21 protein-coding genes are annotated in these 25,701 nt (G+C 35.8%); 15 read left to right on the forward strand and 6 right to left on the reverse strand.

Annotation, left to right across the window (positions count from 1 at the left end):
* Positions 1-16: 16 nt before the first annotated feature.
* Entirely contained in the window at positions 17-1,720 is a 1,704-nt protein-coding gene (locus M1D73_RS04600) for an S-layer homology domain-containing protein (protein WP_033666542.1), read from the reverse strand.
* Between the two features lie 251 nt (positions 1,721-1,971).
* Here M1D73_RS04600 and M1D73_RS04605 point away from each other — a divergent pair, with 251 nt between their 5' ends.
* Together M1D73_RS04605 and M1D73_RS04610 are read left to right on the forward strand one after the other, a co-directional pair.
* Positions 1,972-3,462: a coproporphyrinogen III oxidase gene (locus M1D73_RS04605; protein WP_002025370.1), complete on the forward strand. Its 1,491-nt coding sequence runs from the start codon at positions 1,972-1,974 to the stop codon at positions 3,460-3,462.
* Between the two features lie 322 nt (positions 3,463-3,784).
* Complete coding sequence (locus M1D73_RS04610) at positions 3,785-5,341, forward strand: fatty acid--CoA ligase (RefSeq protein ID WP_000281991.1); 1,557 nt, start codon at positions 3,785-3,787, stop codon at positions 5,339-5,341.
* 551 nt (positions 5,342-5,892) lie between these two features.
* Here the strand turns inward: M1D73_RS04610 and M1D73_RS04615 are convergent.
* Together M1D73_RS04615 and M1D73_RS04620 are read right to left on the reverse strand one after the other, a co-directional pair.
* On the reverse strand, positions 5,893-6,090 hold the full coding sequence (locus tag M1D73_RS04615) for a hypothetical protein (protein ID WP_001098258.1): 198 nt from the start codon (positions 6,088-6,090) through the stop codon (positions 5,893-5,895).
* Between the two features lie 134 nt (positions 6,091-6,224).
* On the reverse strand, positions 6,225-6,689 hold the full coding sequence (locus tag M1D73_RS04620) for a hypothetical protein (RefSeq protein ID WP_000954998.1): 465 nt from the start codon (positions 6,687-6,689) through the stop codon (positions 6,225-6,227).
* Between the two features lie 187 nt (positions 6,690-6,876).
* Here M1D73_RS04620 and M1D73_RS04625 point away from each other — a divergent pair, with 187 nt between their 5' ends.
* From M1D73_RS04625 to M1D73_RS04640, 4 genes are all read left to right on the forward strand, one after another.
* The gene (locus M1D73_RS04625; protein WP_121868488.1) at positions 6,877-8,346 is read left to right on the forward strand and encodes a SulP family inorganic anion transporter; all 1,470 of its coding nucleotides are present in this window, start codon (positions 6,877-6,879) and stop codon (positions 8,344-8,346) included.
* Positions 8,347-8,681: 335 nt separating this feature from the next.
* The gene (locus M1D73_RS04630) at positions 8,682-10,202 is read left to right on the forward strand and encodes a putative polysaccharide biosynthesis protein (protein ID WP_001043996.1); all 1,521 of its coding nucleotides are present in this window, start codon (positions 8,682-8,684) and stop codon (positions 10,200-10,202) included.
* A 143-nt stretch (positions 10,203-10,345) separates the two neighbouring features.
* Positions 10,346-11,434 (forward strand): polysaccharide pyruvyl transferase CsaB, encoded by a 1,089-nt coding sequence (gene csaB, locus M1D73_RS04635; protein ID WP_001241591.1) that lies wholly within the window; start codon positions 10,346-10,348, stop codon positions 11,432-11,434.
* 146 nt (positions 11,435-11,580) lie between these two features.
* Entirely contained in the window at positions 11,581-13,443 is a 1,863-nt protein-coding gene (locus M1D73_RS04640) for an S-layer homology domain-containing protein (protein ID WP_000847503.1), read from the forward strand.
* A 46-nt stretch (positions 13,444-13,489) separates the two neighbouring features.
* Here the strand turns inward: M1D73_RS04640 and M1D73_RS04645 are convergent, their stop codons facing one another.
* Positions 13,490-14,884, reverse strand: a complete 1,395-nt coding sequence (locus M1D73_RS04645) for an O-antigen ligase family protein (RefSeq protein WP_000247523.1) — start codon at positions 14,882-14,884, stop codon at positions 13,490-13,492.
* A gap of 301 nt (positions 14,885-15,185) precedes the next feature.
* Here M1D73_RS04645 and M1D73_RS04650 point away from each other — a divergent pair, with 301 nt between their 5' ends.
* From M1D73_RS04650 to M1D73_RS04660, 3 genes are all read left to right on the forward strand, one after another.
* A complete protein-coding gene (locus M1D73_RS04650; RefSeq protein WP_001999174.1) occupies positions 15,186-15,998 on the forward strand; it encodes an enoyl-CoA hydratase in 813 nt (270 codons plus the stop codon).
* Between the two features lie 109 nt (positions 15,999-16,107).
* Positions 16,108-16,425: a hypothetical protein gene (locus M1D73_RS04655; RefSeq protein WP_000738198.1), complete on the forward strand. Its 318-nt coding sequence runs from the start codon at positions 16,108-16,110 to the stop codon at positions 16,423-16,425.
* Positions 16,426-16,442: 17 nt separating this feature from the next.
* Entirely contained in the window at positions 16,443-16,769 is a 327-nt protein-coding gene (locus tag M1D73_RS04660) for a nucleoside triphosphate pyrophosphohydrolase (protein WP_001277350.1), read from the forward strand.
* A 21-nt stretch (positions 16,770-16,790) separates the two neighbouring features.
* On the opposite strand, the gene M1D73_RS04665 is transcribed toward M1D73_RS04660, so the two are convergent.
* Complete coding sequence (locus M1D73_RS04665; RefSeq protein ID WP_001027083.1) at positions 16,791-16,970, reverse strand: hypothetical protein; 180 nt, start codon at positions 16,968-16,970, stop codon at positions 16,791-16,793.
* 126 nt (positions 16,971-17,096) lie between these two features.
* On the opposite strand from M1D73_RS04665, the gene M1D73_RS04670 reads away from it, so the two are divergent.
* The 3 genes from M1D73_RS04670 to M1D73_RS04680 all read left to right on the forward strand — a co-directional run bounded on the left by M1D73_RS04670 (position 17,097) and on the right by M1D73_RS04680 (position 21,232).
* Positions 17,097-18,146: a M42 family metallopeptidase gene (locus tag M1D73_RS04670; protein ID WP_016125550.1), complete on the forward strand. Its 1,050-nt coding sequence runs from the start codon at positions 17,097-17,099 to the stop codon at positions 18,144-18,146.
* A 391-nt stretch (positions 18,147-18,537) separates the two neighbouring features.
* Entirely contained in the window at positions 18,538-20,130 is a 1,593-nt protein-coding gene (locus tag M1D73_RS04675; protein WP_017674480.1) for an N-acetylmuramoyl-L-alanine amidase, read from the forward strand.
* A gap of 148 nt (positions 20,131-20,278) precedes the next feature.
* The gene (locus M1D73_RS04680; RefSeq protein WP_001059319.1) at positions 20,279-21,232 is read left to right on the forward strand and encodes a TRM11 family SAM-dependent methyltransferase; all 954 of its coding nucleotides are present in this window, start codon (positions 20,279-20,281) and stop codon (positions 21,230-21,232) included.
* Between the two features lie 105 nt (positions 21,233-21,337).
* Here the strand turns inward: M1D73_RS04680 and M1D73_RS04685 are convergent, their stop codons facing one another.
* Entirely contained in the window at positions 21,338-21,613 is a 276-nt protein-coding gene (locus tag M1D73_RS04685) for a YflJ family protein (protein ID WP_121868505.1), read from the reverse strand.
* 106 nt (positions 21,614-21,719) lie between these two features.
* Between M1D73_RS04685 and M1D73_RS04690 the strand changes: the two genes are divergently transcribed.
* From M1D73_RS04690 to M1D73_RS04700, 3 genes are all read left to right on the forward strand, one after another.
* Positions 21,720-22,724 (forward strand): proline racemase family protein, encoded by a 1,005-nt coding sequence (locus M1D73_RS04690; RefSeq protein ID WP_121868490.1) that lies wholly within the window; start codon positions 21,720-21,722, stop codon positions 22,722-22,724.
* A 19-nt stretch (positions 22,725-22,743) separates the two neighbouring features.
* Positions 22,744-23,721 carry an ornithine cyclodeaminase family protein gene (locus tag M1D73_RS04695; protein WP_121868491.1) on the forward strand — a complete coding sequence of 326 codons (978 nt, stop codon included), beginning with the start codon at positions 22,744-22,746 and terminating at the stop codon, positions 23,719-23,721.
* Between the two features lie 361 nt (positions 23,722-24,082).
* Positions 24,083-25,669, forward strand: coding sequence for an ABC transporter substrate-binding protein (locus M1D73_RS04700; RefSeq protein WP_121868492.1), 1,587 nt, complete (start codon positions 24,083-24,085; stop codon positions 25,667-25,669).
* Positions 25,670-25,701: the final 32 nt, after the last annotated feature.

Below are 25,701 nucleotides of genomic sequence, written 5' to 3' on the forward strand. Positions count from 1 at the left end.
AATACAGATAAATATTTTAAGCTTCAATTACGCTAAGCATTCTGTTTATAAATGCAGCTGCGTGAGCACGTTGTGATGGTCCTTTTGGTACGAATTGATTCAATTCATTACCTTTTACAATTCCATATCCATACACTCTTTGTACTTCTTCTTTAGCGTAAATTAAGTTTTGGTCTACGAATGGTAGTTCAACTTGTTTTGCAAAAATACCAGCGTGTTTTAGAGAACGATCGATCATAATAACAGCTTCTTCGCGTGTAATTGTAGTATTTGGGTCAAATGTATTATCACCACGTCCGCGGATTATGCCTGCGCTTGCTGCACGATTAATACCGTCTCGTAACGATGGGTGTACTTGTTCTAAGTCTGTGAAATTAGCATTTCCACTTGGTAATTGTAAAGCACGAGTAATTAATGTAGCAAATTCAGCACGCGTTACAAGACGTTCTGGGAAGTACTTGCCGTTTCCTTCTCCTTGCATAATGCCTCTAGCTGCTAATTGACGAATGTCTTGTTCATACCAGCCACCTGTAATGTCATCAGTTACTGGATTTTTTTGATTTTCTTTATAGTATGTTTCAGTTCCTTTTAAGAAAGCATCCCATTGTCCGCGTTGAATCATAAACGCAGGGCAGTTTTTTCCTGACCAAAATTGGTGTTTTTGGACCTTATCTAGAGAAATATTTAAGTCGTTCATTAAATAAGCTGCCAATTTACGGGCATTTTCTACCGCTTTTTCATAGTTTCCATCTTGATTAACGGCAATTTCAATTCCGATAGATTCATAGTTTCCAGTTTTATTTCCAGCATGCCATCCAACTTCATTTACCGGAAGATGTTGATAAATTTCTTTATCATCTACTGTGAAATGCCAAGATGCGGCGCGATCAGCTGTTCCGCGTGCTTGATTATCTAAGAATTTTGCATGATTTAGAGCATTAGCACCTTTCGCTGTATTAGCCGTTTCGTGAATCGTAATATATTTAGGCACCATCGGGTAGCCAGGTCGAATATCGTCATTTCCTTTTGGGACAATCATTTCTTTAAATGTAACGCCATAAATATTGTTTGTTTGTAGAGCTTCTGGCGATCTCAATAAACTGTTTTTAGCAGTACGACTGTTTTTTAATAATGAAGCTTTTGTACCTTCAAATGTAGCAGAAGGTGCATAAATCCATTTTGCTGTTTCGTTTATTTGGACTTTAAACCAATTTCCAGCTTGTTCAGTAGGAGTAATGACTTGTGGCTCTAGTTTCCCTTCTTCTTTAAACGATTGGAACGGAAGTGCATGTATGGAAGCTTCTTCTTTTACGATTAATTTTTGGTTAGATAGTTTATGAATCTCTTGAACTTCTAAGCTATTATCATTGTTATCTATCCATCCAGCGCCAGTTGGCGTCGTTATGTAGTAAGCATTTCCTTTTTTCTTTGTCGCCGTTACGACTTGTTCTGTAATCTCGATATTCGATTTGTTTTTTAAATCATTCGCGGTATATAATGAATGTTTTTTTGAAGTGTATAGTAGGAATTGGCCAGTAACCTCGATATCTTCTTCATGAGTACTATGCTCATTAACATGCTCCTTAATACTTTTAAAAACTTGATCCTCCGTATATACTTCGGCGGATTTTTCAGCACTCTCTGCAAATGAATAAGTAGGTGCAAGAACAGTTTGTAATGCAAGAGAGAGAGTTAATACACTATAAAATTTCTTTTTCATATTTGTTTTTAACACATTAGATTGTGGAATCTAGTGTTAACAGTCCTCCTTTTTATATTGTATTTTCACTATGTATCGATTTTAACACTAATAAATTTTAACAAGAGAAAATCATGATGTCTATATACATGAGCAATATTCATAAAAAGAATTATTTGAAAAAATGTAAGAGAAACAGGTAAAACCTTCTGTATTGACCTGCAAACGCCCTTCAAGTAAACTAAAGAGAGTTTGCAAATGAAAAGGTGATAATGTTGTTAATTTCAATTAAAACGTTACAAGATGATCGTTTTTTACGTCCGCTACAAAATATTGGCGGCTTATTTTTTGAAGAGAGTACGATTGGATTTGAACAAGAGGAAGCAAATCTTATCGTTGATATACACATTGAAGAGAATGTGAAAGCATCTGCTCGTTTAACAGATGTTGCGACTGGAAATGTGTATGAAGAAACATTCGCAAAAGATTTATCTGCTTTTACAGATGAAAAAGAGCGTATGAAGCAAGTGAAACACGTTGTTTCTTATGTATATCTTTCTGTTCTTCAGCAGTTAACTGGTATTGAACAAAGCTGGGGTATTTTAACGGGAGTACGTCCGACGAAACTTCTTCACAAAATGCTTCAAAATGGTATGTCAAAAGAAGAAGCGCATCAAGAACTTCGTGAAAGTTATTTAATTCATGAAGAGAAAATTGAACTTCTTCAGCGCATTGTTGATTGCCAATTAGCAGTTGTTCCGGATTTATACCGTTTGAAAGAAGAAGTAAGTATTTATATCGGTATTCCGTTCTGCCCAACGAAATGTGCATATTGTACATTCCCGGCTTATGCAATTAATGGACGCCAAGGATCTGTTGATTCGTTCTTAGGTGGTTTACATTATGAAGTTCGTGAAATTGGTAAGTTTTTAAAAGAAAAAGGTGTAAAAGTTACGACGATTTATTACGGCGGCGGTACACCTACAAGTATTACAGCAGAAGAGATGGATATGCTGTATGAAGAAATGTATGAAGCGTTCCCAGATGTGAAAAATGTGCGTGAAGTAACAGTTGAGGCAGGTCGCCCAGATACAATTACGCCAGCAAAGCTAGAAGTGTTAAATAAATGGAATATTGACCGTATTAGTATTAATCCGCAGTCATACCATCAAGAGACACTAAAAGCAATTGGACGTCATCATACTGTAGAAGAAACAATTGAGAAATACCATTTAGCTCGTGAAATGGGAATGAACAATATTAATATGGACTTAATTATTGGTCTTCCTGGTGAAGGGTTAGATATCTTCAAGCATACGTTAGATGAAACAGAAAAGTTAATGCCAGAATCATTAACAGTTCATACGTTATCATTTAAACGTGCTTCTGAAATGACGCAAAACAAACGTAAATATAAAGTAGCAGGTCGCGAAGAAATTACAGCGATGATGCATGAAGCAGAAGAGTGGACGCAAAAGCATAATTACGTACCATATTACCTATATCGTCAAAAGAATATTTTAGGTAACTTAGAGAACGTTGGTTATGCAATGCCGACGCAAGAAAGTATTTACAACATTGTCATTATGGAAGAAGTACAATCAATTATCGGACTTGGTTGTGGTGCATCAAGTAAATTTGTTCACCCGAAGACGGGAGCAATTACGCACTTTGCGAATCCGAAAGATCCAAAATCATATAATGATGGCTTTGTGAAATATACAGAAGATAAACTGAAAATTTTAGAAGAGCTATTTGCATAAGAAGAAAGAGGTTGTTCCGAGTCGGAACAACCTCTTTTTTATCCTGCAGTAACGGGCGGTCCGATTATATCTTATCAGTTTTTGTCGGTAAGTCGATATATTCGAAAAATCGCTGATATAAATTGAGTTGTGGTTGATATATTTCAAGTTACGGTCGATATATCTGGAAAATCTCCGATATAATTTCATTTACTGTCTAGCGGTATCGTATGTAAAACTATGTCGATAATAATCAGAAAAATTAGTCAAATCATTAGAGGACAATGTCTACTTATGGACGAAATGATAGATTTATGAAAGAGAAAAGGGGGAAATTGTTGGCATGTATATGACGATAGGGAGAATTTTTGATTTATCAGTTGGTAAGTATCCAAATAAAGAGGCGTTAGTGGAACCTGAAAAAAATATTCGCTGGACGTATAAACAGTGGGATGAACAAATAAATAAAACAGCGCACGCTCTATTAGAAGAAGGGGTAAGAAAGGGAGATACGGTATCTGTTTACTTATATAATTGCCATGAATTTGTAAACGTTTACTTAGCCTGTGCGAAAATTGGAGCGATCTTTAACCCGATTAATTTCCGCTTAAAAGCAAAAGAAGTATCTTATATTCTTCAGGACGCATCCTCGAAAGTCGTTGTCTTTGAAAAAGCAGTTGAGTCAACTGTTGCTATAATTGAAAGAGATTTTCCAAATACATCTTTTTGGTCTATAGAAAACGATAAACCTTCCTATGCAAGTTCCTACCATGAAAAAGTGAATGAAGCATCTTCTGAGAAAGTAAATATCGAAATTGATGAAATGGATTATTGTTCTATGCTGTATACGAGCGGTACGACAGGTCATCCGAAAGGCGTGTTACATCGCCATCGTGAAATGGCTGAGCATAGTATGATTTGTACGTATTTCCTAAAATATAATAGAGATAGCGTTGGGCTTGTTGTTGCACCTTTATATCACTGTGGTGAATTAAATGCCGGAATCATACCACGCATTCAAGTTGGCGGAAAGAATGTTATTTTGCATCATTTTGATACAGAAACAGTATTACATACGATTCAAGAAGAAAAGATTACGACGTTCTTTGCAGCGCCGACGATGTGGAATATGTTGTTGCAAAAAGATTTAGCTCAGTATGATTTAACGTCAATGAAAATCGGTATATATGGCGGAGCAGCAATGGCACCGGCGTTAGTGAAGGAATGTAAAGAACGTCTTTATATTGATCTTGTTCAAATATACGGAATGACAGAAATGGGGCCAGTTGTTGCATTTCTGGTAGAGGAGGATCAAATTACGAAAGCTGGTTCAGCAGGCACGCCATGTTTTAGCCATGAAGTTCGTATTGTGAAACCGAACGAGGATGCACCGGCAGAACCAGATGATGTATTACCTCCTTATGAAGTGGGAGAAATTATTTTACGCGGCCCAACTATGATGGCTGGCTATCATAATCGTGAAGAAGCGAATAAAAAATCGATGTATAAAGGATGGTATCATTCTGGTGATCTAGGCTATTTTGATAAAGACGGTTATTTATTCGTTGCTGATCGCGTTGATGATATGGTAATTAGCGGTGGCGTAAATATTTATCCTCGTGAAATTGAAGATTTCCTTCATAGTCATCCAGGTATATTAGATGTGGCGGTACTTGGTGAGCCAGATGAATTATGGGGAGAGCGTGTTGTGGCAGTTATTGTGAAGAAAGATGAAACAATAACAGAAGCTGATTTAGAAACGTATTGCAAAGAAAGTGATGAACTAGCAGATTATAAACGTCCGCGTCATTATTTATTTGTAGATGAACTCCCTCGTAATGCGAGCGGGAAGTTGCAGAAGTTTGTACTGAGGGAGTCGTTGAAAGGTGCGAAAAAATAGAAAATGCAGGATGCCCCATATCTATGGGGTATCCTGCATTTTTCTGTATTAAACAGAAGAAACAATATCTTTGTTAATTCTCATTTTTTCTTGGTGAAGGTTAATTAGCGCATTTGAAATAAGGTGGAAACACAAAGTGGATGTAATACAAAAAGAAAAGACACCCTAAGGTGCCTTTCTCCGACTTGAACCATTTCATTTCATACGAATCGGAATCTATCCGTATTACCATTACCCCTTTGTTATGAGTGTAAACACACACTATAAAGCAGAATCGTCTATATACACTAGATTGTTAGTTCACAAAAGACAAGAGATTTGAGATCAATATCGAAGTGACGCCACATCCCCTATAATAATTGATATGTTACGCCTTTTAAAAGAATCTGCTTTATAGAACGTGCCCACAAGTTATATTTTACTACATGTAATATTCATTCAGTGTATTTTTTGATGAATATGTATAATTACATAAACTGTATGAAAAAAGAGAGTATACTCTGATGTTGTGTAATAAAGATAAAGCCCGCCTATGGAATAGGGGGCTTTTCTTACTTTTTATAAATATTTATTCCAATTATATTATCAGATGAGTCTAAACGAATATAAACGTCAGCTGATAAAAGGTGTGCATTATATATTCGTTGTTTATATGTTGATATCTCGAAGCGTTTTCCATTTAATTCACATTCTAGAATAATCATATCGCCATGTTCTTTCCAATTTATTAATTTAGCAGTTGTATTCATATAAACCTCCTCTGAATCATTTTATGAAAATTAATAGAGATAGTGTGAGAAAGGAGTTTATATAACAAAAAAAGACACCTTAAGTGTCTTCTTTGATTACTATAAAAGTCGTTGAATGAAATAGGTTTCTATTTTTATTTGCGTGAAAAGCCTTCTTCATCAAGGTATTCCGCAGCTTCTGGATAAGAGTTGAATGTACCGTCTAAGTTTACACCAGCGTACACGTTCCACATGTCATCCTCTGAAATAAGAGTAAGAATATGACCATCTTCGTTCTGCCATTCTTCTTCTTTCGCAGGTTCTACAGGTGCTACTACTTCTTCTTGTGATAGAAGGTCAATTGATTTCTCAATTACTGAACGTAACTCCTCTGCTGAAAACTCACGGATGTTAACCATGCCTTTATCATCTGTTTTATAACCTTTAATACCGCTTGCATATACAAATCCATTTCCATTTGGGTGTAAATGAAATACAACGTTCTTTTTATCTAAACGACTTTCTTCAAAGTGGAAGTTTACACGTTTTAATGATACGTTCTTTCTTTCTAGTTCTGGGAAAGATTCAATAATCGATAATTTTTCTTCAAAAGTTAGCATAGTGCCTCCAAGTATATAGTAAAAGATTTAATTTGTTCATTATAGCATAGTTGCAATTGTTTCCAAAGATAAGGGGAAAACTTTTCGTTGAATACGTTTACGTCACGAGAATGTAAAAAGTGAGCTAACGAATGTATCTTTTTAGGTGTACAATGGAACATGGACTTTATACAAAGGTGGTTTTTTTATGTTTCAAAAAATAGCAAAGGAATGTTTAGCAGGATTTACTGTTGCGATTGTTGCGTTACCACTTGCGATTGCATTTGGTATTGCCGCGACAGGAACGTCTGAGGGAGCGCTTGTTGGATTGTATGGTGCGATTTTTGCAGGTTTATTCGCAGCGTTATTTGGCGGGACACCTGGGCAAGTAACAGGGCCAACAGGACCAATTACCGTTATTGCAACAGGAGTTATTGCGACGCACGGGTTAGAGGCAAGTTTTATTGCCTTTATGATGGCAGGGTTATTTCAAATTTTATTCGGTGTATGTAAGCTCGGTTCTTACGTTCGATATATTCCGTATCCTGTCGTTTCGGGATTTATGAATGGTATTGCATTAATCATTATTTTAGGCGAAATAAAGCACGTACAAAATAGTTTTTTACTTGTTGTGTTAACGATTATTGTAATGATTGTTTCTGGTAAATGGATTAAGGCGATTCCGTCTAGTTTAGTAGCACTAGTCGGTGTGACAGCTTTGCTTCCTTTATTTTCTTCCTTACTCGAAGGACTTACAGTAAAGTTACCGATTATCGGAAATCTTTCACTAAATAAAGTAATTGAAAAGATTGGAACCATTCCAGAAGCGATGCCTACGCTTCATATTCCATCTTTAAGTGGAACAGGAATAGCAGCACTTATTTTGCCAGCGCTTAGTATTGCTTTATTAGGATCGATTGACTCGTTGTTAACATCGGTCGTAATGGATAATGTGACAGGTACACGTCATAAAAGTAATAAAGAACTGGTCGGACAAGGTATCGGTAATATGATGAGCGGATTGTTTGGCGGATTAGCAGGTGCAGGTGCGACTGTAAGGTCTATCGTGAATATAAGAAGTGGCGGTAAAACGGCACTTTCGGCATGTATGCATAGTGTTATCTTATTTATTTTTATTATGGGTCTTGGTTCGGTCGTACAATATATTCCACTTGCTGTATTATCAGGTATTTTAATTTTAACTGGTATTGGAATGTTCGATTGGGGAAGCATGAAAAAGATGCATGTCGCTCCTAAAGGTGATGTCGTTGTTATGCTCGTAACGATGATTGTAACGGTGAAGTTCGATTTAATGATTGCTGTTGCATTCGGTATTATTCTTTCGTTCATCATATATATGGTGAAATGTAAAGAACGTAAAACTTCTATCGTAAAGGAAAAAGAAGAAACGTACACAATTCAAGGACCGCTCTCTTTCCTATCAGTAGATCGTATTTTCTCTACTTTACAAGATGTGAAGTCACCGGTTGTTTTACGTATGAAAGATGTGCGTTATATGGATGTATCAGGAGCTATGGCATTATTAAATTTTGTTGAGCAATCAAATAAAGTAGGAGCAAGTGTAAAGCTTGAGCAAGTACATCCGAGTATTGAAAAAACAATCGCAGCAATGGCAAGCGATGAACAGAAAGAGCAATTGAAAATCTTAAGTGTTTAGATGGTAATTAGAATATCTCACAATCTTACATAAATTATAATGTAGAGTTGTGGGATATTTTTATAATGTTTTTAGTAATATGTATCGCAGTGATAGGGAGGAAGGGCTCTTTTTGCGTAAAAGAAACGGTTATAGTGTGTACATACATAATGGAAGGAATTAGAAAAAATATTGTGAAGAGACAGGCTTAAATGGGTTCTCTTTTCTATTTTGAAAAAAAAACCAAGTATTCAACCTATAATAAATTTGTTATGATAACCAATGGGATAAAGTGAATTCCTATCGTTTAAAACAATATGTTTGAGAGTATATGTATAAAAGAAAAGAGAAAAAATATGAATAAAACATTTGTAAAAGGAGCAGCAATTTTAACCATTACAACTTTTTTGTCGAAATTGCTGGGTAGTTTTTTTCAAATTCCATTACAAAATATTGCAGGAGATGAAGTGCTCGGTATTTTCCGCCTTGTTTTTCCTGTATATATGATTGCTCTTACATTATCGGTAGCCGGAGTTCCACTTGCAATTTCGAAACTAATTGCAGAGTTGAACGAAAAAAATAAGCAAAAGGAAATTGCAAAATTATTTAAATCAGCGTCAATTATTGGGATAGCATTTGGCGTTTTCGGCTGTTTAGTCATTGTATTATTTTCTATTGAAATTGCAAATATGCTTGGTGGACAAGAAACTAGAATGCCGTTGCTTATTACTTCATTAGCGTTACTCATTGCGCCATACATGGCGGTGTATAGAGGGTATTTTCAAGGTTTCGGTGATATGAAACCAACAGGGGTATCACAGGTCATTGAGCAATTTGTACGTGTGTTTTTTATGTTAATAATTGCTTACATACTAGTATCATGGGATAAGAGTAATACTGTTATTACTAGTGGTGCGATGGTTGGCTCTTTTCTTGGAGTCATTAGTTCGCTTATATATTTGCGTATAAAATATAATAGAAGTCCATACTACAATAAAAGCAATTCCTATTCGCTCCGAGATTTAAGAGAAAACGGCAAAAAGATATTGCGGGTATCGATCCCAATCGCTATTGGAGCTTTATCAATGCCACTTTTAAATTTAGTAGACTCGCTTACAATACCGCATGTATTACAAGGATCATCAACAGAAATTCAAGAACAATTTGGAATATACAGTCGCGGTTTTGCATTCACGCAAATAATTGTTATTTTTGCAAGCGCAATTGTATTTCCGTTAATACCACTCTTAACTTCCGCATTGGCCAAAAGAGATATAAATTTGGCGAAAATAACAATTCAAAATACAAATCGACTAGCGCATGTTTTGACAGCACCGTTAACAATATGGTTGATGGCATTAACAGTACCGTTAAATGTCGGATTGTTCACAGATGTAAAAGGCAGTAGTATGTTAACAGTTATGATTGGCAGTTCGTATTTTACTGCGGTTATGGTATTATCAATAGGTGTTTTACAGGGCATTAACCGTTCTGCACAAGCTGCATGGATTGTTATTGCTGCGAGTTGTGTGAAAGTCGTGTTAAACATAATGTTCGTGCAGAAGTTTGGCATAGATGGAGCGGCGTATAGTACATTCATTACTTACGTATTGGTTTGTATTGTAAATCATTTGTATATTCGAAGCTATATTGCCTATTCTATTCATTTAAAAAGCTTTTTTGGTGTGCTAGCAATAGCATGTATTTTGGGACTAGGATTGTATGAACTATGTAATGTGATAAATATTACATCTTCAAGAATTATGACGTTATTATTCAGTGGTATAGCATTAAGTATTACAACCATTTTGTATGGTGTATGTGCTTTGAAATTAAAATGGATATCAATAAACAAAATACCATTTTTAAAAAGATAAATATAGAAATTTAATTTTTTATTATAATTCATATGAACTGATAAAGAGGAAACTATGTAGGGTATCAAGTGTTTAGGTAAGGAATGGGTACTAGTTTATGTTAGATGAAATAAACGGTTACCTAGTTTTGGAGGAGATTTAGGGTGCGTTTAGTCTTATCAGGATATTATGGTTTTTATAATGTTGGAGACGAGGCGATTCTACAATCAATTATTGAATCGTTAAGTAAAGAGAACCCGGATATAGAACTAGTAGTACTATCAAATGATTCTAAATATACAAAGGAAATGTATGGTGTAGAATCGGTAGATCGCTGGGATATAAAAGCTGTTTATCATGCAATCAAAAACAGTGATGGAGTTATTAGCGGTGGCGGGAGCCTTCTTCAAGATCAGACAAGTACGAAGAGTATTCTATATTATACGGGTATTATGGGACTCGCTCGATTATTAAAAAAGCCGTATTATATTTATTCACAAGGAATAGGTCCAATTACAAAAGGATATAATCGTCTATTAGTAAAATGGAACTTGTCAAAAGCTTCCTATGTATCAGTTCGAGATGAGGATTCGTTTTTATATTTAAAAGAACTTGGCATAAAAAACGATATTGAAATTGTTCCAGACCCTGTTTTAACATGGAAACGGACAAAACAATCGGATTGGTTGCAAAAGCATTCGATACATGGAAAAGTAATCGCGGTTAGTGTGCGTTATTGGAATGCAAAAGAAGATTATATAAAAAAATTAGCTGCGGCATTAAAAAAATTAAAGCAAGAAGGATACCAAATTCTATTTGTTCCAATGCATGAGCCATTTGATCAAAAAGCTTCGCGTGAAGTAGTAGACTTAATGGGAGAAGAGACGTATATGCTTCCATATAAAATGGATATCGATGAGAAAATATTCATTTTATCACAATGTTCATTACTAATTGGTATGCGTCTTCATGCACTAGTTTTTTCTGCTGTAGCCAAAACTCCAATGGTCGGGATTTCATATGATCCGAAAATTGATTCGTTTTTAAGTCAAGTGAATCAGCCAGTTATAGGAAGTGTGGATGGCGAATGGAGTGCTGAATATTTATATGAAATTGCGAAAAAGCAATTAATGCAACAAGGAACTGTGCAGCAAGAGTTACAATTGACAATAGATGAGCTTCGGTTGCAAGGCAAACAGGCAACAAAGAAACTCATTGATCATATGGAAAAAGGCACTTTATTAAAAAAGTAAAGTGTCTTTTATTTTGTTTTGAATGTAATGAAAATTCAAATTAAAAAACGTTTTATTTTAATTCCTATTTATTATGCTAAAATGATTGTAATTATTATATAATCAAATTTGTGATAATAAATTCGTAGATTACGAGGAGGATAACCTTGAAGACTTTTTCAAAAGGTATAACAGCAGTGGCATTAACGGGATCATTACTTTTAACTCCTATTTCAAGTTATGCGGCAAATGATGATATTACAGGACATATGTTTGAGACGAATATGCGCTCACTTATTACTAAAGGAGTTTTAATGGGGTATGGGGACAATGTATATGCGCCTGATAAATTAGTAACAAGAGCAGAGTTTGCTACATTCATAGCGAGAGCTTTAAATTTACCGAAAGCTGATTCGAATTTCGAGGATGTGCCGAAGACTTACGGTTTATATGATGGTGTAAGTAGAGCATATGGAGCGAAAATTATTAATGGTCGTACGAACGAGACGTTCTCACCAAATGATGTGATTACACGTGAAGAAATGTCGATCATGGTAAAGCGAGCGTTAGACTATAAAAATATTAAAGTAGCTGTAAGTCCGCTTACCTTTACTGACAAAGATAGTATTAACTATAAAGAGCATGTGCAAGTTATGGTGGCTACTCAAATTATTAAAGGGTATCCAGAAGATAATACATTTAGACCACATTTATCAGCTACAAGAGGGATGGCTTCAGCTATGTTGGATCGCATGCTTCAGACGATTGAAAAAAACGGAAATAGCAATCCTGTAGAAACTAAGAAATATGTTGTGACAAATGTAAGAGAAAATGGAACAGAGCAAGAAGTAGAGCGCTATAATACGTATAAAGAAGCGGTTACGGCTGCTCAAAATAAAGGTATGAATGCGGTAAAATACGAGAACGAATTTTTATGGATTAAAGATGGTTTTGCAAGTGCGAAAAGAATAACTGGGCAAAACATCATTAATATTTATGATGAGAATTTAGCAACAGTATATACGTATATTCAGTATGGAACAGAATTGAAAGTGTTAGAAGTTGGCGAAGATCGTGTGAAAGTTCAACTTTCTGGTTTGACAGGTTATGTGAAGAAGAATGAAATCACTTTAATTCCTACCAATGAAATGAAACAGTCGTCTTATTATGTGAAATCAGATGGATATTTATACCATAAATATTATACATATAATACAAGTTCACCTGGATATACAGAATTTAGATATGGTGTGGCACCTTCTTTCATGAAGCAAGGACAGCAAATGTATAGTGTAGATGGAAAGACATTCGGAGACGAAACTTTCTATCAATATTTCAATTATTTATCATTACGTTCGAAAACAGATTATACAGCTGAACAACTAGATAGTTATGTGAAATCGATTAAGCCAGACTCTCCATTAATTGGTTTAGGAAAGAAATTTAAAGAAGTAGAAAGCAAGTATAATGTAAATGCATTATTCTTATATTCATTAGCAATTCATGAAAGTTATTATGGAACAAGCGCTCTTGCAAAAGACAAAAATAATTTATTTGGTTTAAAAGCAACAGACGATAGCCCATATGGTAACGGGGAAGCATTTAATTCAAAAGAAGATTGTATTGAACATGCAGCAAAATTATACATGAATGAAGGATATTTAAATCCAGGACATTGGCGTTATACAGCAACATATACAGGTGATAAAGCTGCTGGTTTAAATGCGAAATATGCATCTGATGCGAACTGGGGTAAAAAAGTAGCGGGGCATATGAACCGTTTTGATTCTTATTTAGGTAAAAAAGAATACAACAAGTACAAACTTGCACGTGTGATGAATAACGTGGAAGTGAAAAAGAATCCTAGTATATCAAATGAGCGACTGTATCGTTTAAATACAAATGTAGTTGTCACAGTTACTGGTGAAGAAATAATAAATGGAAAAGCGTGGGTTAAAGTTATTTCAGATAATCCTACTGTAACAGAAGCGTATATTGCAAAAGAAAGCTTAGAGTACGTAAAACATTAATTAAATAAAAAAGAAGGTGCTACTAATATTTCGTAGCACCTTCTTTTTATTCAATTTCAAAATCAACAATGATATAAGCGAGAATAACAACGAAGAAAATGCTAACGGCTGGCGCTGTTAATACGTGGCCAGACATAAAGCCAATGCCAAGTGATAGAATGAGTGTGCTCGCTAATAGCATATACTTTACGGTCATGATTTTCTTAAAGTTTGTGATCATGCGGGTGAATAATGTAATACCAAAGTATAGAAGTGGTATTAAGTAAATAAGGAAACCGACAATGCCAAATGCGAAAAATAGGTCATGGAAGTCCATTTCAATTAATTTAATTTTATCTGTGTAGTTACCAGCGTAACCCATTCCGAATAGTTTTTGTGAAAGCGGTGCGTCTTTATAGTACTGTTTGTATGTTTTTAAGAATTTGTCGCGATCGCTGTAAATTAAACTTTTTACTTCAGAATCTGTAAGTTCACCTTTTGCATGTTTTTTTGCATCTTCTGGATCTTCTTTAATTACTTTTCCTTCTTTTCGATCTTTCTCTTCTTGTACTGATTTTTTGTATTCGTATATTTGCATGTGAATGCCCATATTTTTTGCGATAGGAGTATGCGGTGTAAGAACAATTAAACCTCCTAGTATAACAGCGGCAACAACGGTATTTACAATATGTGTGAATCCTTTTCCTTCTTTTTTACGATTTATCATGTACTCAATGAATGAGAAGAAAAGTGCTACGCCTAATGTAATAACAATTGCGCCATATCCGACTTTCGTTCCGACCATAATACTTGCATACATCGCAAGTATTGTTGGAATCCAGTAATATATTTTCGAGAAAGAAGTTGTTTTATGAATCGAATATAAGACAATGATTGGGAACATAATGGCGAAAAGAGAACTTAAATCATTTCCAGCGAAGAACCAACCTCTTGAACCGATTTTTGAGTGAGGATAGCTTGGGAAATCCGTTCCAGTTTGCATTGCGACAATCATTGTGATGCTTAAAATTAAAGTTGCATATAAGAAATATGTAATGATTTTATGAAATACATACTCTTTATTTTTTAGCTCTTTAAAGGCGATAATATATCCAAACAGTAGCACAATTGGATATACGCTCTTTAAGATAAATTTAACTTCTTCTCCAAATGAAATTGGAGATTTAACCATCATATTATTTACAAGACCGATTGCGAGTGCGATTCCGAGTAAACATAAATAGAGGATGTACTTTTTCGCATCTTGTTGTTTGTGATGAAGAAGTAGGTATCCTAATGCAAGAAGCATAAAGGCGAAACGGACTACAACTCCAACTGTTGCGCTCATGTGTAGTATATAGATTGAAAAAGATGTTAATAAATCTAAAATTGGTTGAAACACAATGAATAGCAATAGGAAATGTGGGAAGTAGTTATCCGTTTGTTTCAACTTATTAACCATATGTTCCTCCAGTTCTTCATTCCTTTATTACAACACCCAAAAGATGGGTATAAAGCCTTTTTTACATAGTAAGGCGAATGAATTTCAATATTTGTTTTTTTATCAAACTTAAGAATACACCATTTCATTGTAATGGTAAATAGATGAAAAGCATGGATAAACCGACTTTAATTTCTATATTTTTCAACGGAATTGTATGTTTTATACGGTATATGTACAAATTGCGAGATTATTAGACAGAAAATTGAGAAAAAAGAAGGATTTTTCAATGGTTCTCTATAATTATATAAGTATAATCTTTATGGAGAAAAGAGGGGTATATATAATGGAAATAACAAGTAAAACAGAATCTGTCGTTGTGAAATATGAAGGCCACGTTGCAACGGTTATGGTCAATCGCCCAGAGGTGTTAAATGCGTTGGATGAGCCGACCTTAAAAGAGTTATTACAAAAGTTAAAAGAAGTAGCGGAAAGTTCTGCGCATATCGTTGTGTTATGCGGGAACGGCCGTGGTTTTTCTGCGGGTGGGGATATTAAATCGATGCTTTCAAGTAATGATGAAAGTAAGTTTGATGGTATTATGAATACCATTTCTGAAGTTGTCGTGACATTATATACGATGCCAAAGCTTGTTATTAGTGCAATTCATGGACCAACTGCAGGTCTTGGATTAAGTATTGCGTTAACAGCTGATTATGTAATGGCGGATATATCATCTGTTATTGCAATGAACTTTATTGGAATCGCTTTAATTCCAGATGGAGGCGGTCATTTCTTCCTTCAAAAGCGCGTCGGTGAAAATATGACGAAGCAAATTATTTGGGAAGGTAAGAAATTATCAGCGACAGAAGCGCTTGATATCGGCTTAATTGATGAAGTAATCGGCGAAGATTTCCAAACGGCTGTGAAGCAGAAGATTAATGAATGGTCACAAAAGCCGATTAAAGCAATGATTCAAACGAAGCAAATTTTATGTGAAGTAAATCGTTCTAATTTAGAGCAAACATTGCAATTAGAAAAGCGTGGTCAATATGCAATGAGACAAACAGCGGATCATAAAGAAGGTATTGCTGCGTTTTTAGAGAAACGTTTACCAGCATTTAAAGGGGAATAAAGTTTGTCCATTCCTCACTGATTATTAGCTCGTTAATTCGGGATAAAGGGGAGAAAGTGCTAACACATTTTAGTATAATTGTGTTAGCACTTTTTTTTAGGAGTAATACATGAAGAAAATGATCGGTGTTATCACTATTATTTTGCTTACATATTCTGCTTTGCATAGTACACCATCTTTGGCAGTTCGGACTGCGTTATTTTTTGAGGGACATCCAAGTGTTGCATTTTCTGACGGGGTGACGAAAGAAAAAGATGTGAAAAAAGAAGCGATTCCAGATGAGTATCAAACTCTATATGGTAAGGACGAAGACTTAGAGCACTATTTCTTTCCACATGTAAGAGCACATGGATCAGGAATTGATATGTTAAGTGCATGCGTGAAGAAAAAATGGTTTTTCTATAAAGCAGAGCTCGGATGTTATTAAATATAGGAGGATGAATGATGTCAGCATATAACAAGTTAGTAAGAGATCGTGTTCCAGAGAAGATTTTAATGTCTGGAAAAACATATACAGCACAAAAATTAACAGGTCAAGCCTACATACAAGCTTTAGCGAAAATTGGAACGGAAGAAATTCGTGAATTTGCTTCTATGAAAGAACGCGAACATGCACTAGATTCTCTTGCAGATGCGCTAGAGGTTATCATTTCATTAGCACGTGCAGAAGGTGCATCGATTGAAGATGTGGAACGCCTTCGTAAGCAAAAAGAGATAGAACGCGGTGGATTTGAAAGAGGGATTTATTTATTAGATGTTTCAGAAGAATAGTTTTATAGGAAAAGCATAGCGTTAATGAGTAACACTATGCTTTTTTGTTGCAATGAAGCTAATAATGAAGAAGATAGCTGTTAATATCCAGCCGATTGTAATAGAAGTAGTAGTATGAATGGCATAAGAGATTTGTAAACAAAATAATGATGCTAAAAACCAAATGAGTGCAATGTGTATATATTTTTTTGATATATTCATATTTCAGGACTCCTTTTGTATACTAAAAAGAATTTTACTACAATTTAGAAAATTGAGCTATATAAGTAGAGGTTTTCTGGCGAATTTTGTATACTGAATAGTAGAGAAAATGAGGAGGAAACGACAATGGCACATCATACGAAAGAAACGATGGAACTGATTAAGGAGCTTGTCTCTATTCCGAGTCCATCTGGAAATACAGCAAAAATTATTAATTTCATTGAAAACTATGTCAGTGAGTGGAACGTAGAAACGAAACGTAATAATAAGGGAGCTCTTATTTTAACGGTAAAAGGGAAGAATGATGCGCAGCACCGCTTATTAACGGCACACGTTGATACGTTAGGTGCGATGGTGAAAGAAATTAAGCCTGATGGTCGCCTGAGTCTTTCTATGATTGGTGGATTTCGTTGGAACTCTGTAGAAGGGGAATATTGCGAAATTGAAACAGCAAGTGGCAAGACATATACAGGAACGATTTTAATGCATCAAACATCTGTACATGTATATAAAGATGCAGGTGAAGCAAAACGCGATGAGAAAAATATTGAAGTTCGTATTGATGAGCGCGTATTTTCAGCTGATGAAGTACGCGAATTAGGAATTGAAGTAGGAGACTTCGTTTCATTTGATCCGCGTGTTCAAATTACAGAGAGTGGATACATAAAATCCCGTCATTTAGATGACAAAGTAAGTGTTGCGATTTTATTAAAATTAATTAAAAGATTACAAGATGAAAACGTAACATTACCATATACGACGCATTTCTTAATTTCTAATAATGAAGAGATTGGATACGGTGGTAATTCTAACATTCCTGAAGAAACTGTTGAATACTTAGCAGTTGATATGGGAGCGTTAGGTGATGGACAAGCATCTGATGAATATACAGTATCTATTTGTGCAAAAGACTCTAGCGGCCCGTATCATTACGCACTGCGTAAACATTTAGTAGAGCTTGCGAAAACGAATCATATTGAATATAAAGTAGATATTTATCCATACTACGGATCTGATGCATCAGCTGCGATTCGCGCGGGATTTGATGTGAAACATGCTTTAATTGGAGCGGGTATTGATTCTTCTCACGCATTTGAACGTACACATGAAAGTTCTATTGCGCATACAGAAGCATTAGTGTATGCATATGTAATGTCTAATTTAATTGAAGAATAATTTCATAGATAATAGAGAGCAGATTAAAGATATTATTTTTAATCAGCTTTTTATTTGGCAAAGCGATTAGGAGACATGTTCTAATCGCTTTTTAATCCCGCTATTTGCCGAGTAGTAAGACCCCTACCTCAAAATTCAGCGAAAGCAAAAAAGTTAGATGGGGACCGGGCTGCCTGTAAAAGCCCGATTGGTGAGGGCTGATTAAAGTTTTTTATATACATTCATTATAAGTTATATATATGCGATTTTTGTTATACGACCGGAAACGTATTTACTATAGATATATAATGTTATACACTATGAAAGGAATTAATTAATAGTTAATATTTTTTAGTTAGCTTGATTAAAAAAATTGTATGAATATGAAGTTTTGAGAGGAGATTTATTTTTCATGAAGTACAAAGCAATAGCCGCAGGTTTATTAGCAGCAAATTTACTAGCACATCCAATTAGTAGTTTAGCAGAAACGAAGAAATTTCCTGATGTTTCAGATAGTGCGTGGTCGAAAGACGCAATTTATTATTTAGTAGAAAGAAATGTAATTAACGGTATGCCAGATGGTAACTTTATGCCATACGGAAATTTAACACGTGCCCAGGCAGCAAAGATTATCGCAACAGCAATTGGTGCTAAAGTAGATCCAAATGCAAAGCCGTCTTATAATGATGCGAAAAATAGTTGGGCAGCTTCATTTATTGCAGCCATGGAAAAAGAGAATATTATTAAGGGACGAGAACCAGGAGTATTTGATCCTGAAGGAAAAGTAACTCGTGCTGAAATGGCAGCTATGCTTGTAAGAGCATATAATTTGAAGAGCAAAGTAACAGGACCAGTTCCTACAAAATTTGCTGATTTAGAGAATCATTGGGGTAAAGAAGAAGTTAATATTTTAGTAGAATTAAAACTTTCTTTAGGTACAGAGAATGGCTGGAAACCGAATGATTCTATTACGCGTGAACAAGCAGCTCAGCTTACTGCGCAAACAGATAAATTTAGCAAGAATAGTGATCGTCCAGTAGAAACAAAGAAAATGTACATAGATAGAAAATTCATTACATATCACGCACCATCATTAAGTTCTGGGATTAGTGCAAATCAGCATAATCCACAAATGGTTGAAATTAAAGAAGAACGAGATGGATGGATCAAAATTGCAACAAGTAACGGTGATAAATGGACACCTTTAGTAGAGAAAACAGAAGTTATTAATGAAGGGTTCACTACTTATGCAGAAGCTTCTTCTTCGTCAAAAGTAATGGGAACACATAACGCACAACAAGTAACTGTTATTGAAGAGAGCGGCAGTTGGATTCGTATCCGCATGGGCGCTGGTTTCCAATGGGTTAATAAAAATCAATTAAACCCAGTGAAGCAAGGTAATTTCTTAGAAGGCAAAGCGATTATCATTGATCCAGGTCATGGTGGAGTTGATCCAGGTCATTCTGGTGTGAAAATGGATGAAAGTGCTATTGTATTAGATACATCTTTACGTGTACAAAAACTATTTGAACAAAAGACACCATTTACTGTCTTATTAACACGTAATGATGATACGCGTCCGGGAAATACCCCTGGTGAATCTTTGAAAAAACGTGTAGAATTTGCACAAGAAAATAAAGGTGATATTTTCGTAAGTATTCATGCAAACGGGTTTAATGAACAAGTAGAAGGAACAGAAACGTTCTACTACAGATCAGCAACAAATCCAAACTCAGAAGAAAGCCGTGTACTAGCAGAAAAAGTACAAAAACGTTTAGTACAAGCACTTCAATCAAATGATAGAGGTGTAAAGACAGAAAACTTCTATGTAGTGAAATACAATACAATGCCTGCTATTTTAGCTGAACTAGGTTTTATCGATGCTAAAGGTGAAGGTGAAAAACTAGCTACTGAAGAATGGAGACAACGTGCAGCGGAAGCTATTTATCAAGGTATTTTAGATTACTATGAAGAAATGGGTAACAACGTGTCTTCTTTCCGTTAATAAATAATAAGAGATTGCCATTGGCAGTCTCTTTTATTTATTAACGTTTCTCTTTATTTCCGGCATATGATATCATTTAATTTTATATACAAAAGTATTTGAGTAATTGTAATTAGAACAATTTTAAACGATAGAGGATGATAATAGATTGAATAATCATAGTAAAACACCTGCCTGTATATATACGTATGCATTTCGTGAGGAGGAGCGTGCTTTATGTTACTTGGAAATGCGCTCGTTCTTTGGAATGGAGTCCCACGTTAATATTTTAAAAAGTGATGTCAAAATTGACCCTAGTAGAAGTGCGTTTATGAAAGAGCGAATTGAAGTTATGTATGAAGGGGACGACTTAGAAAGCATTTTAAAACAAGTGGAACAAATTGATTTGGCGGGAGCGACATTTAAAGTTATCTTCGTTAAAATCAATGACCTCGTTGGGGAGAATAAAATTGAATATGGAGAAAGACGTCTTATTGAACGAGACCTTGGCATGCATATTGAAGGAGAAGCGGATGTTCGTAATCCAGAGCGTGTATTTGGGATTGTTCCTCTTGGAGGGCGCTGGTACTTCGGGCACTATGTAGAAAGCGAACCAGTTTGGTATCATCACATAAAAAAACCGCATAGTTATTCGACATCACTTAGCACACGTGTTGCGAGATCAGTTGCAAATATCGCTGTACCAAATCCAGAGGGAGTACGAGCAATTGACCCGTGCTGCGGTATTGGAACAGTAGTAGTAGAAGCACTTTCTATGGGGATTAACATCGTTGGTAGAGATATAAATCCACTTGTAGTTCTTGGAACGAGAAAAAACATCGCACATTTCGGATTTGAAGGAACAGTAACAAAAGGTCCAATCGAGGAAATTACTGAGAACTATGACGTTGCCATTATCGATATGCCGTATGACTTATTTACGCATGCCACACCAGAAGACCAGCTCTCCATTCTTTCAAGTGCACGCCGCATCGCGAAAAAAGTAGTCGTTGTCACGATGGAAACAATGGATGACATGATCCATGAAGCAGGGTTTGAAATTACAGATCGCTGTATTACAAGAAAAGGGTCATTTACTAGACAAATTCTTGTTTGTGAATAAGAAAGGAAGGTCACCCGTTTGGGTGACCTTTTTAGTGTAGTTTGATGTGTGATTGATTGGCAGTTTGTAGGCGGCGATAAGTTGATATTGTAATAGGAGAATCTATTACTGTTCTTTTAATTTCTCTTGTTGTGCGATTAATAAATTGCGTAATATGTGCCCGCGGTAACTTTCTAGTTTTCGTCCTTCATGATAGCGCACACCTAATTTTTTTAGTTCAGCTACGTACCAGCCCTTTGTTCCGTAGTACATTGGATCACTTCCTTTTTGCTTTTGAACAGTATATGTTGGGGAGCGAAGTAACTTTACATTGAAAATAATAAGACTGGTTGTATCAAGGGGGCCCCCATAACATAGCCTCTGGACAGTGTATAAAAAAATAGACAGTAGTGTATGTTTTTCTAAACAATGCATACAAATTTATAACCTATGCGTTGGCATGATATTTGCAATGAAAAGAGTATCAACGTATAGGGGAGAGATCGAAATGAAGGTTAGTAAAATATATACAACGATTGATGCACACGTAGCTGGGGAGCCGCTTCGAATTATTACGGGCGGCGTGCCAGAAATAAAAGGGGAAACGCAACTGGAAAGACGCGCCTACTGTATGGAACATTTGGATTACCTTCGTGAAGTTCTTATGTATGAACCGAGAGGACATCACGGAATGTACGGTTGTATCATTACACCGCCAGCAAGTGCCCACGCTGATTTTGGTGTGTTATTTATGCACAATGAAGGATGGAGTACGATGTGTGGTCATGGCATTATCGCTGTTATTACAGTTGGAATTGAAACAGGCATGTTGGAAGTAAAGGGTGAAAAACAAAAGTTCATTATTGATAGCCCAGCCGGAGAAGTTATTGCGTATGCAAAATATAACGGGAGTGAAGTAGAATCTGTATCATTTGAAAATGTTCCTTCATTTGTATACAAAAAAGACGTTCCTATTAAAATAGATAACTATGAATTTCAAGTAGATATCGCGTTTGGAGGAGCATTTTACGCTGTTGTAGACTGTAAAGAATTTGGTTTGAAAGTTGATTTCAAAGATTTATCTGCTATTCAAATGTGGGGCGGTAAAATTAAACATTATATAGAGAGCAAAATGGAAGTGAAACATCCACTTGAAGAAGGATTGAAAGGAATATACGGCGTTATCTTTTCAGATGAACCGAAAGACAAAGGTGCTACGCTACGAAATGTAACGATTTTTGCTGATGGGCAAGTAGACCGTTCTCCTTGCGGTACAGGAACTTCAGCGAGAATCGCAACTCTTTTTGAAAAAGCTACCTTGCAAAAAGGAGAAGTATTCATCCATGAATGCATTACTGATGGGAAATTCCAGGGAGAAGTATTATCCGTAACCGCAGTAGATACATATGAAGCTGTCGTTCCAAAAGTAACGGGGAATGCCTTTATTACAGGATTTCATCAGTTCGTTGTAGATCCGAGAGATGATTTGAATCGAGGATTTTTGTTAGGATAAGAGGAGGGGGTGGAAAGATATGCTTGTCATAAGCGCGAACGAACAAAGAAACTTAGTAAATATGAATGAAGTTATTGAATACGCGGCGCTTGCTTTAAAAGAATTTTCCGCAGAAAGAACGATTACACCAATAAGAGGCTCATTACCATTTGCGAACGAGCAAAATACGGCATTAATTATGCCTTCAGTAGCGGAAGGACTTGAGGCACTTGGAGTAAAAATAGTAACGGTAGTCCCGCAAAATAAACAGATAGGAAAGAAAACGATCAATGGGATTGTGATGCTATCAGACTTTCAAACGGGAGAACCGCTCGCACTTCTAGAAGGATCGTACTTAACGATGATCCGAACGGGCGCCTTATCAGGAGTAGCGACAAAATATTTAGCTCGTCATAACGCAAAAACTTTATGCATTATCGGCACGGGTGAACAGGCGAAAGGAATTGCCGAAGCAATATTTGCGGTTAGAGATATCGAAAAAGTCATCTTATACAATCGCACAGAAGAAAAAGCGTATGCATTTGCGCAATATATACAAGAGAAATTTGGTAAACCTGCTTACGTTTACAAGGATCCAAATGAAGCAGTACGTGAAGCAGACATCATCGTCACAACTACGAACGCAACCACACCAGTCTTCTCAGAAATCTTGCAAAAAGGCGTCCACGTAAACGCCGTCGGCTCATTCAGACCGAGCATGCAAGAACTACCATCTCACGCCATCACAAGCGCAAACAAAGTAGTAGTTGAATCAAAAGAAGCAGCACTAGACGAAACAGGAGACCTTCAAGTTCCGATAAAAGAAGGTTTATTCAAAGCAAACGCCATTCACGCTGAACTTGGTCAAATTATAAGCGGAGAAAAAGCTGGACGCGAAAATGATGAAGAGATTACTATTTTCAAATCAGTTGGTTTGGCGGTAGTAGATATTATCGTTGCGAAGTATTTGTATGAGAAGGCGGTGGAGCAAGGGATGGGGAATAAGATTGAGTTTTGAGACTGCCTTTTGGTGGTCTTTTTTTCAATTCATCAAATGTCATGATAACCTCCTAAATTTGTTTTTTGTCTTTAATCCCATTCTACAGTTCCGAGTATATATAACAATCATTTTAGAGGGGTTTTCTGTAAGTTGATAGTTTTTTAACTCATTTTATGAGGCTACTTATTCGTGGTCTTTTTATTTTCTCCTCCGCATAAATATAGTTTATCGCAAGAATGCATTAATAGATTACAAACTTTCTAACTTTGCGAAAAAGTTTGACAATACATACCGGTAGTGGTAATTTAAAACCTATAAGAAAACTCGGTATTAATTCCGAGTTTTCTTATAGGTGTAAATAGTCGAGAGGGGTCGAAATATGAAGAAGAAGTTGTTTGTATTACCATTTGTCCTACTATTATTTATTGCATTAGCTGCTTGTTCAGGGGAAAAAGATTCGAAGCAAGCGGGCACTAGTAAATCAGGGACTCCGAAAGATGGAGGAACGTTAACGATTGGTGTTAGCGATAATCCAGATACGATGAATCCGCTTTATGCGAATGATCGTGTGTCATTAACTGTGCAGCAAGCTTTATATGCGCCGCTGTATCATATGGAAGACGGTAAGAAAAAGTTTGTTCTTGCTGAGAGCTTTACGCCTTCAGAAGATCAATTAACTTGGACACTGAAGTTAAAAGATAATTTGAAATGGCATGATGGTAAGAAAATTACATCAGACGATATAGCATTTACATTCCAATCTATTTTAGATGAGAAGCAAAATAGCTCAAGTCGTGAAAACTTTATTTTTAAAGGAAAGCCGCTTGAGGTGAAAAAGGTAGATGAGTTAACCACTCAATTCGTTTTACCACAAGTAAGCGCATCTTTCGAAGGTGTGATGAATGATTTCTTCCCAATTCCGAAACATGTATTTGAAGGGGAAGCAGATTTAGCGAAGAGTAAGAAAAACTTACAGCCTGTAGGATCAGGACCGTTTAAGTTTAAAGAGTATAAATCAGATGAGTACGTTGCATTAGATCGATTTGATGATTATGTAGGTGGGAAAGCTAAATTAGACTCTATCGTATACCGCGTTGTAAAAGACCGTAATACAGCAAATGTTTCACTGCAAAATGGTCAAATCAACATGAAGATGATTGAGCCGCAAGACTTTAAGAAATTGGATAGCACTGGGAACTTCTCAATGGTGACATTCCCTGAAGGTAGATTATTCTACTTATCTTATAACATGAATACAGATTTGATGAAGAAAAAAGAAGTGCGCCAAGCAATTGCGCATGCGTTAGATAAAAAAGAAATGATTAACTCAGCATTCGTTTCAGGTGAATTTGCAGAACCAGCAAATTCAATCTTAACGCCAGACGCTATATATTATGCGAAAGATATTAAAGACTATAAGTATGATAAAAAAGAAGCGAAAGATTTATTAGCAAAAGCTGGCGTGAAAGATAACGAAAAAGTACGTGTGATGTATGTAACGAATAACAAAATCATGGAAAGCTTAGCGCTTTATACACAACAAAAATTAAAAGAAGTTGGCTTAGAAGTTGAACTAAATGCATTAGATGCTAGTGCAGCAAGTGAAAAAGGCTTAGATAAAGAGAATAAAGAATATGACATTACATTTGGTGGTTACATAATGGGACCTGAGCCAGATTCATATAAGAGCTTATTCTTAAGTAATGCAGAATACAATTATGCACGATATAAAAACGCTGATTTCGATAAGTTATGGGAAGAAGCTGCAGTTGAAACAGATAAAACAAAACGTGCAGAGCTATACCATAAAATTCAAGAGACAGCTAGAGAAGACGTACCTTATCTACCAATCGCGTATCCGAAAGCAGTTATTGCAGTAGATAAAAAGTTTGATGGATTAAAAGAAGCGAAAGCAATTCCTGTCACAATGTTTGAAGATCTATCTAAGATTTATGAAGTGAAATAAGAAACAATAAAGAAGCTGGTGGAAATCAGCTT

Source organism: Bacillus sp. PK3-067 (assembly GCF_056738645.1).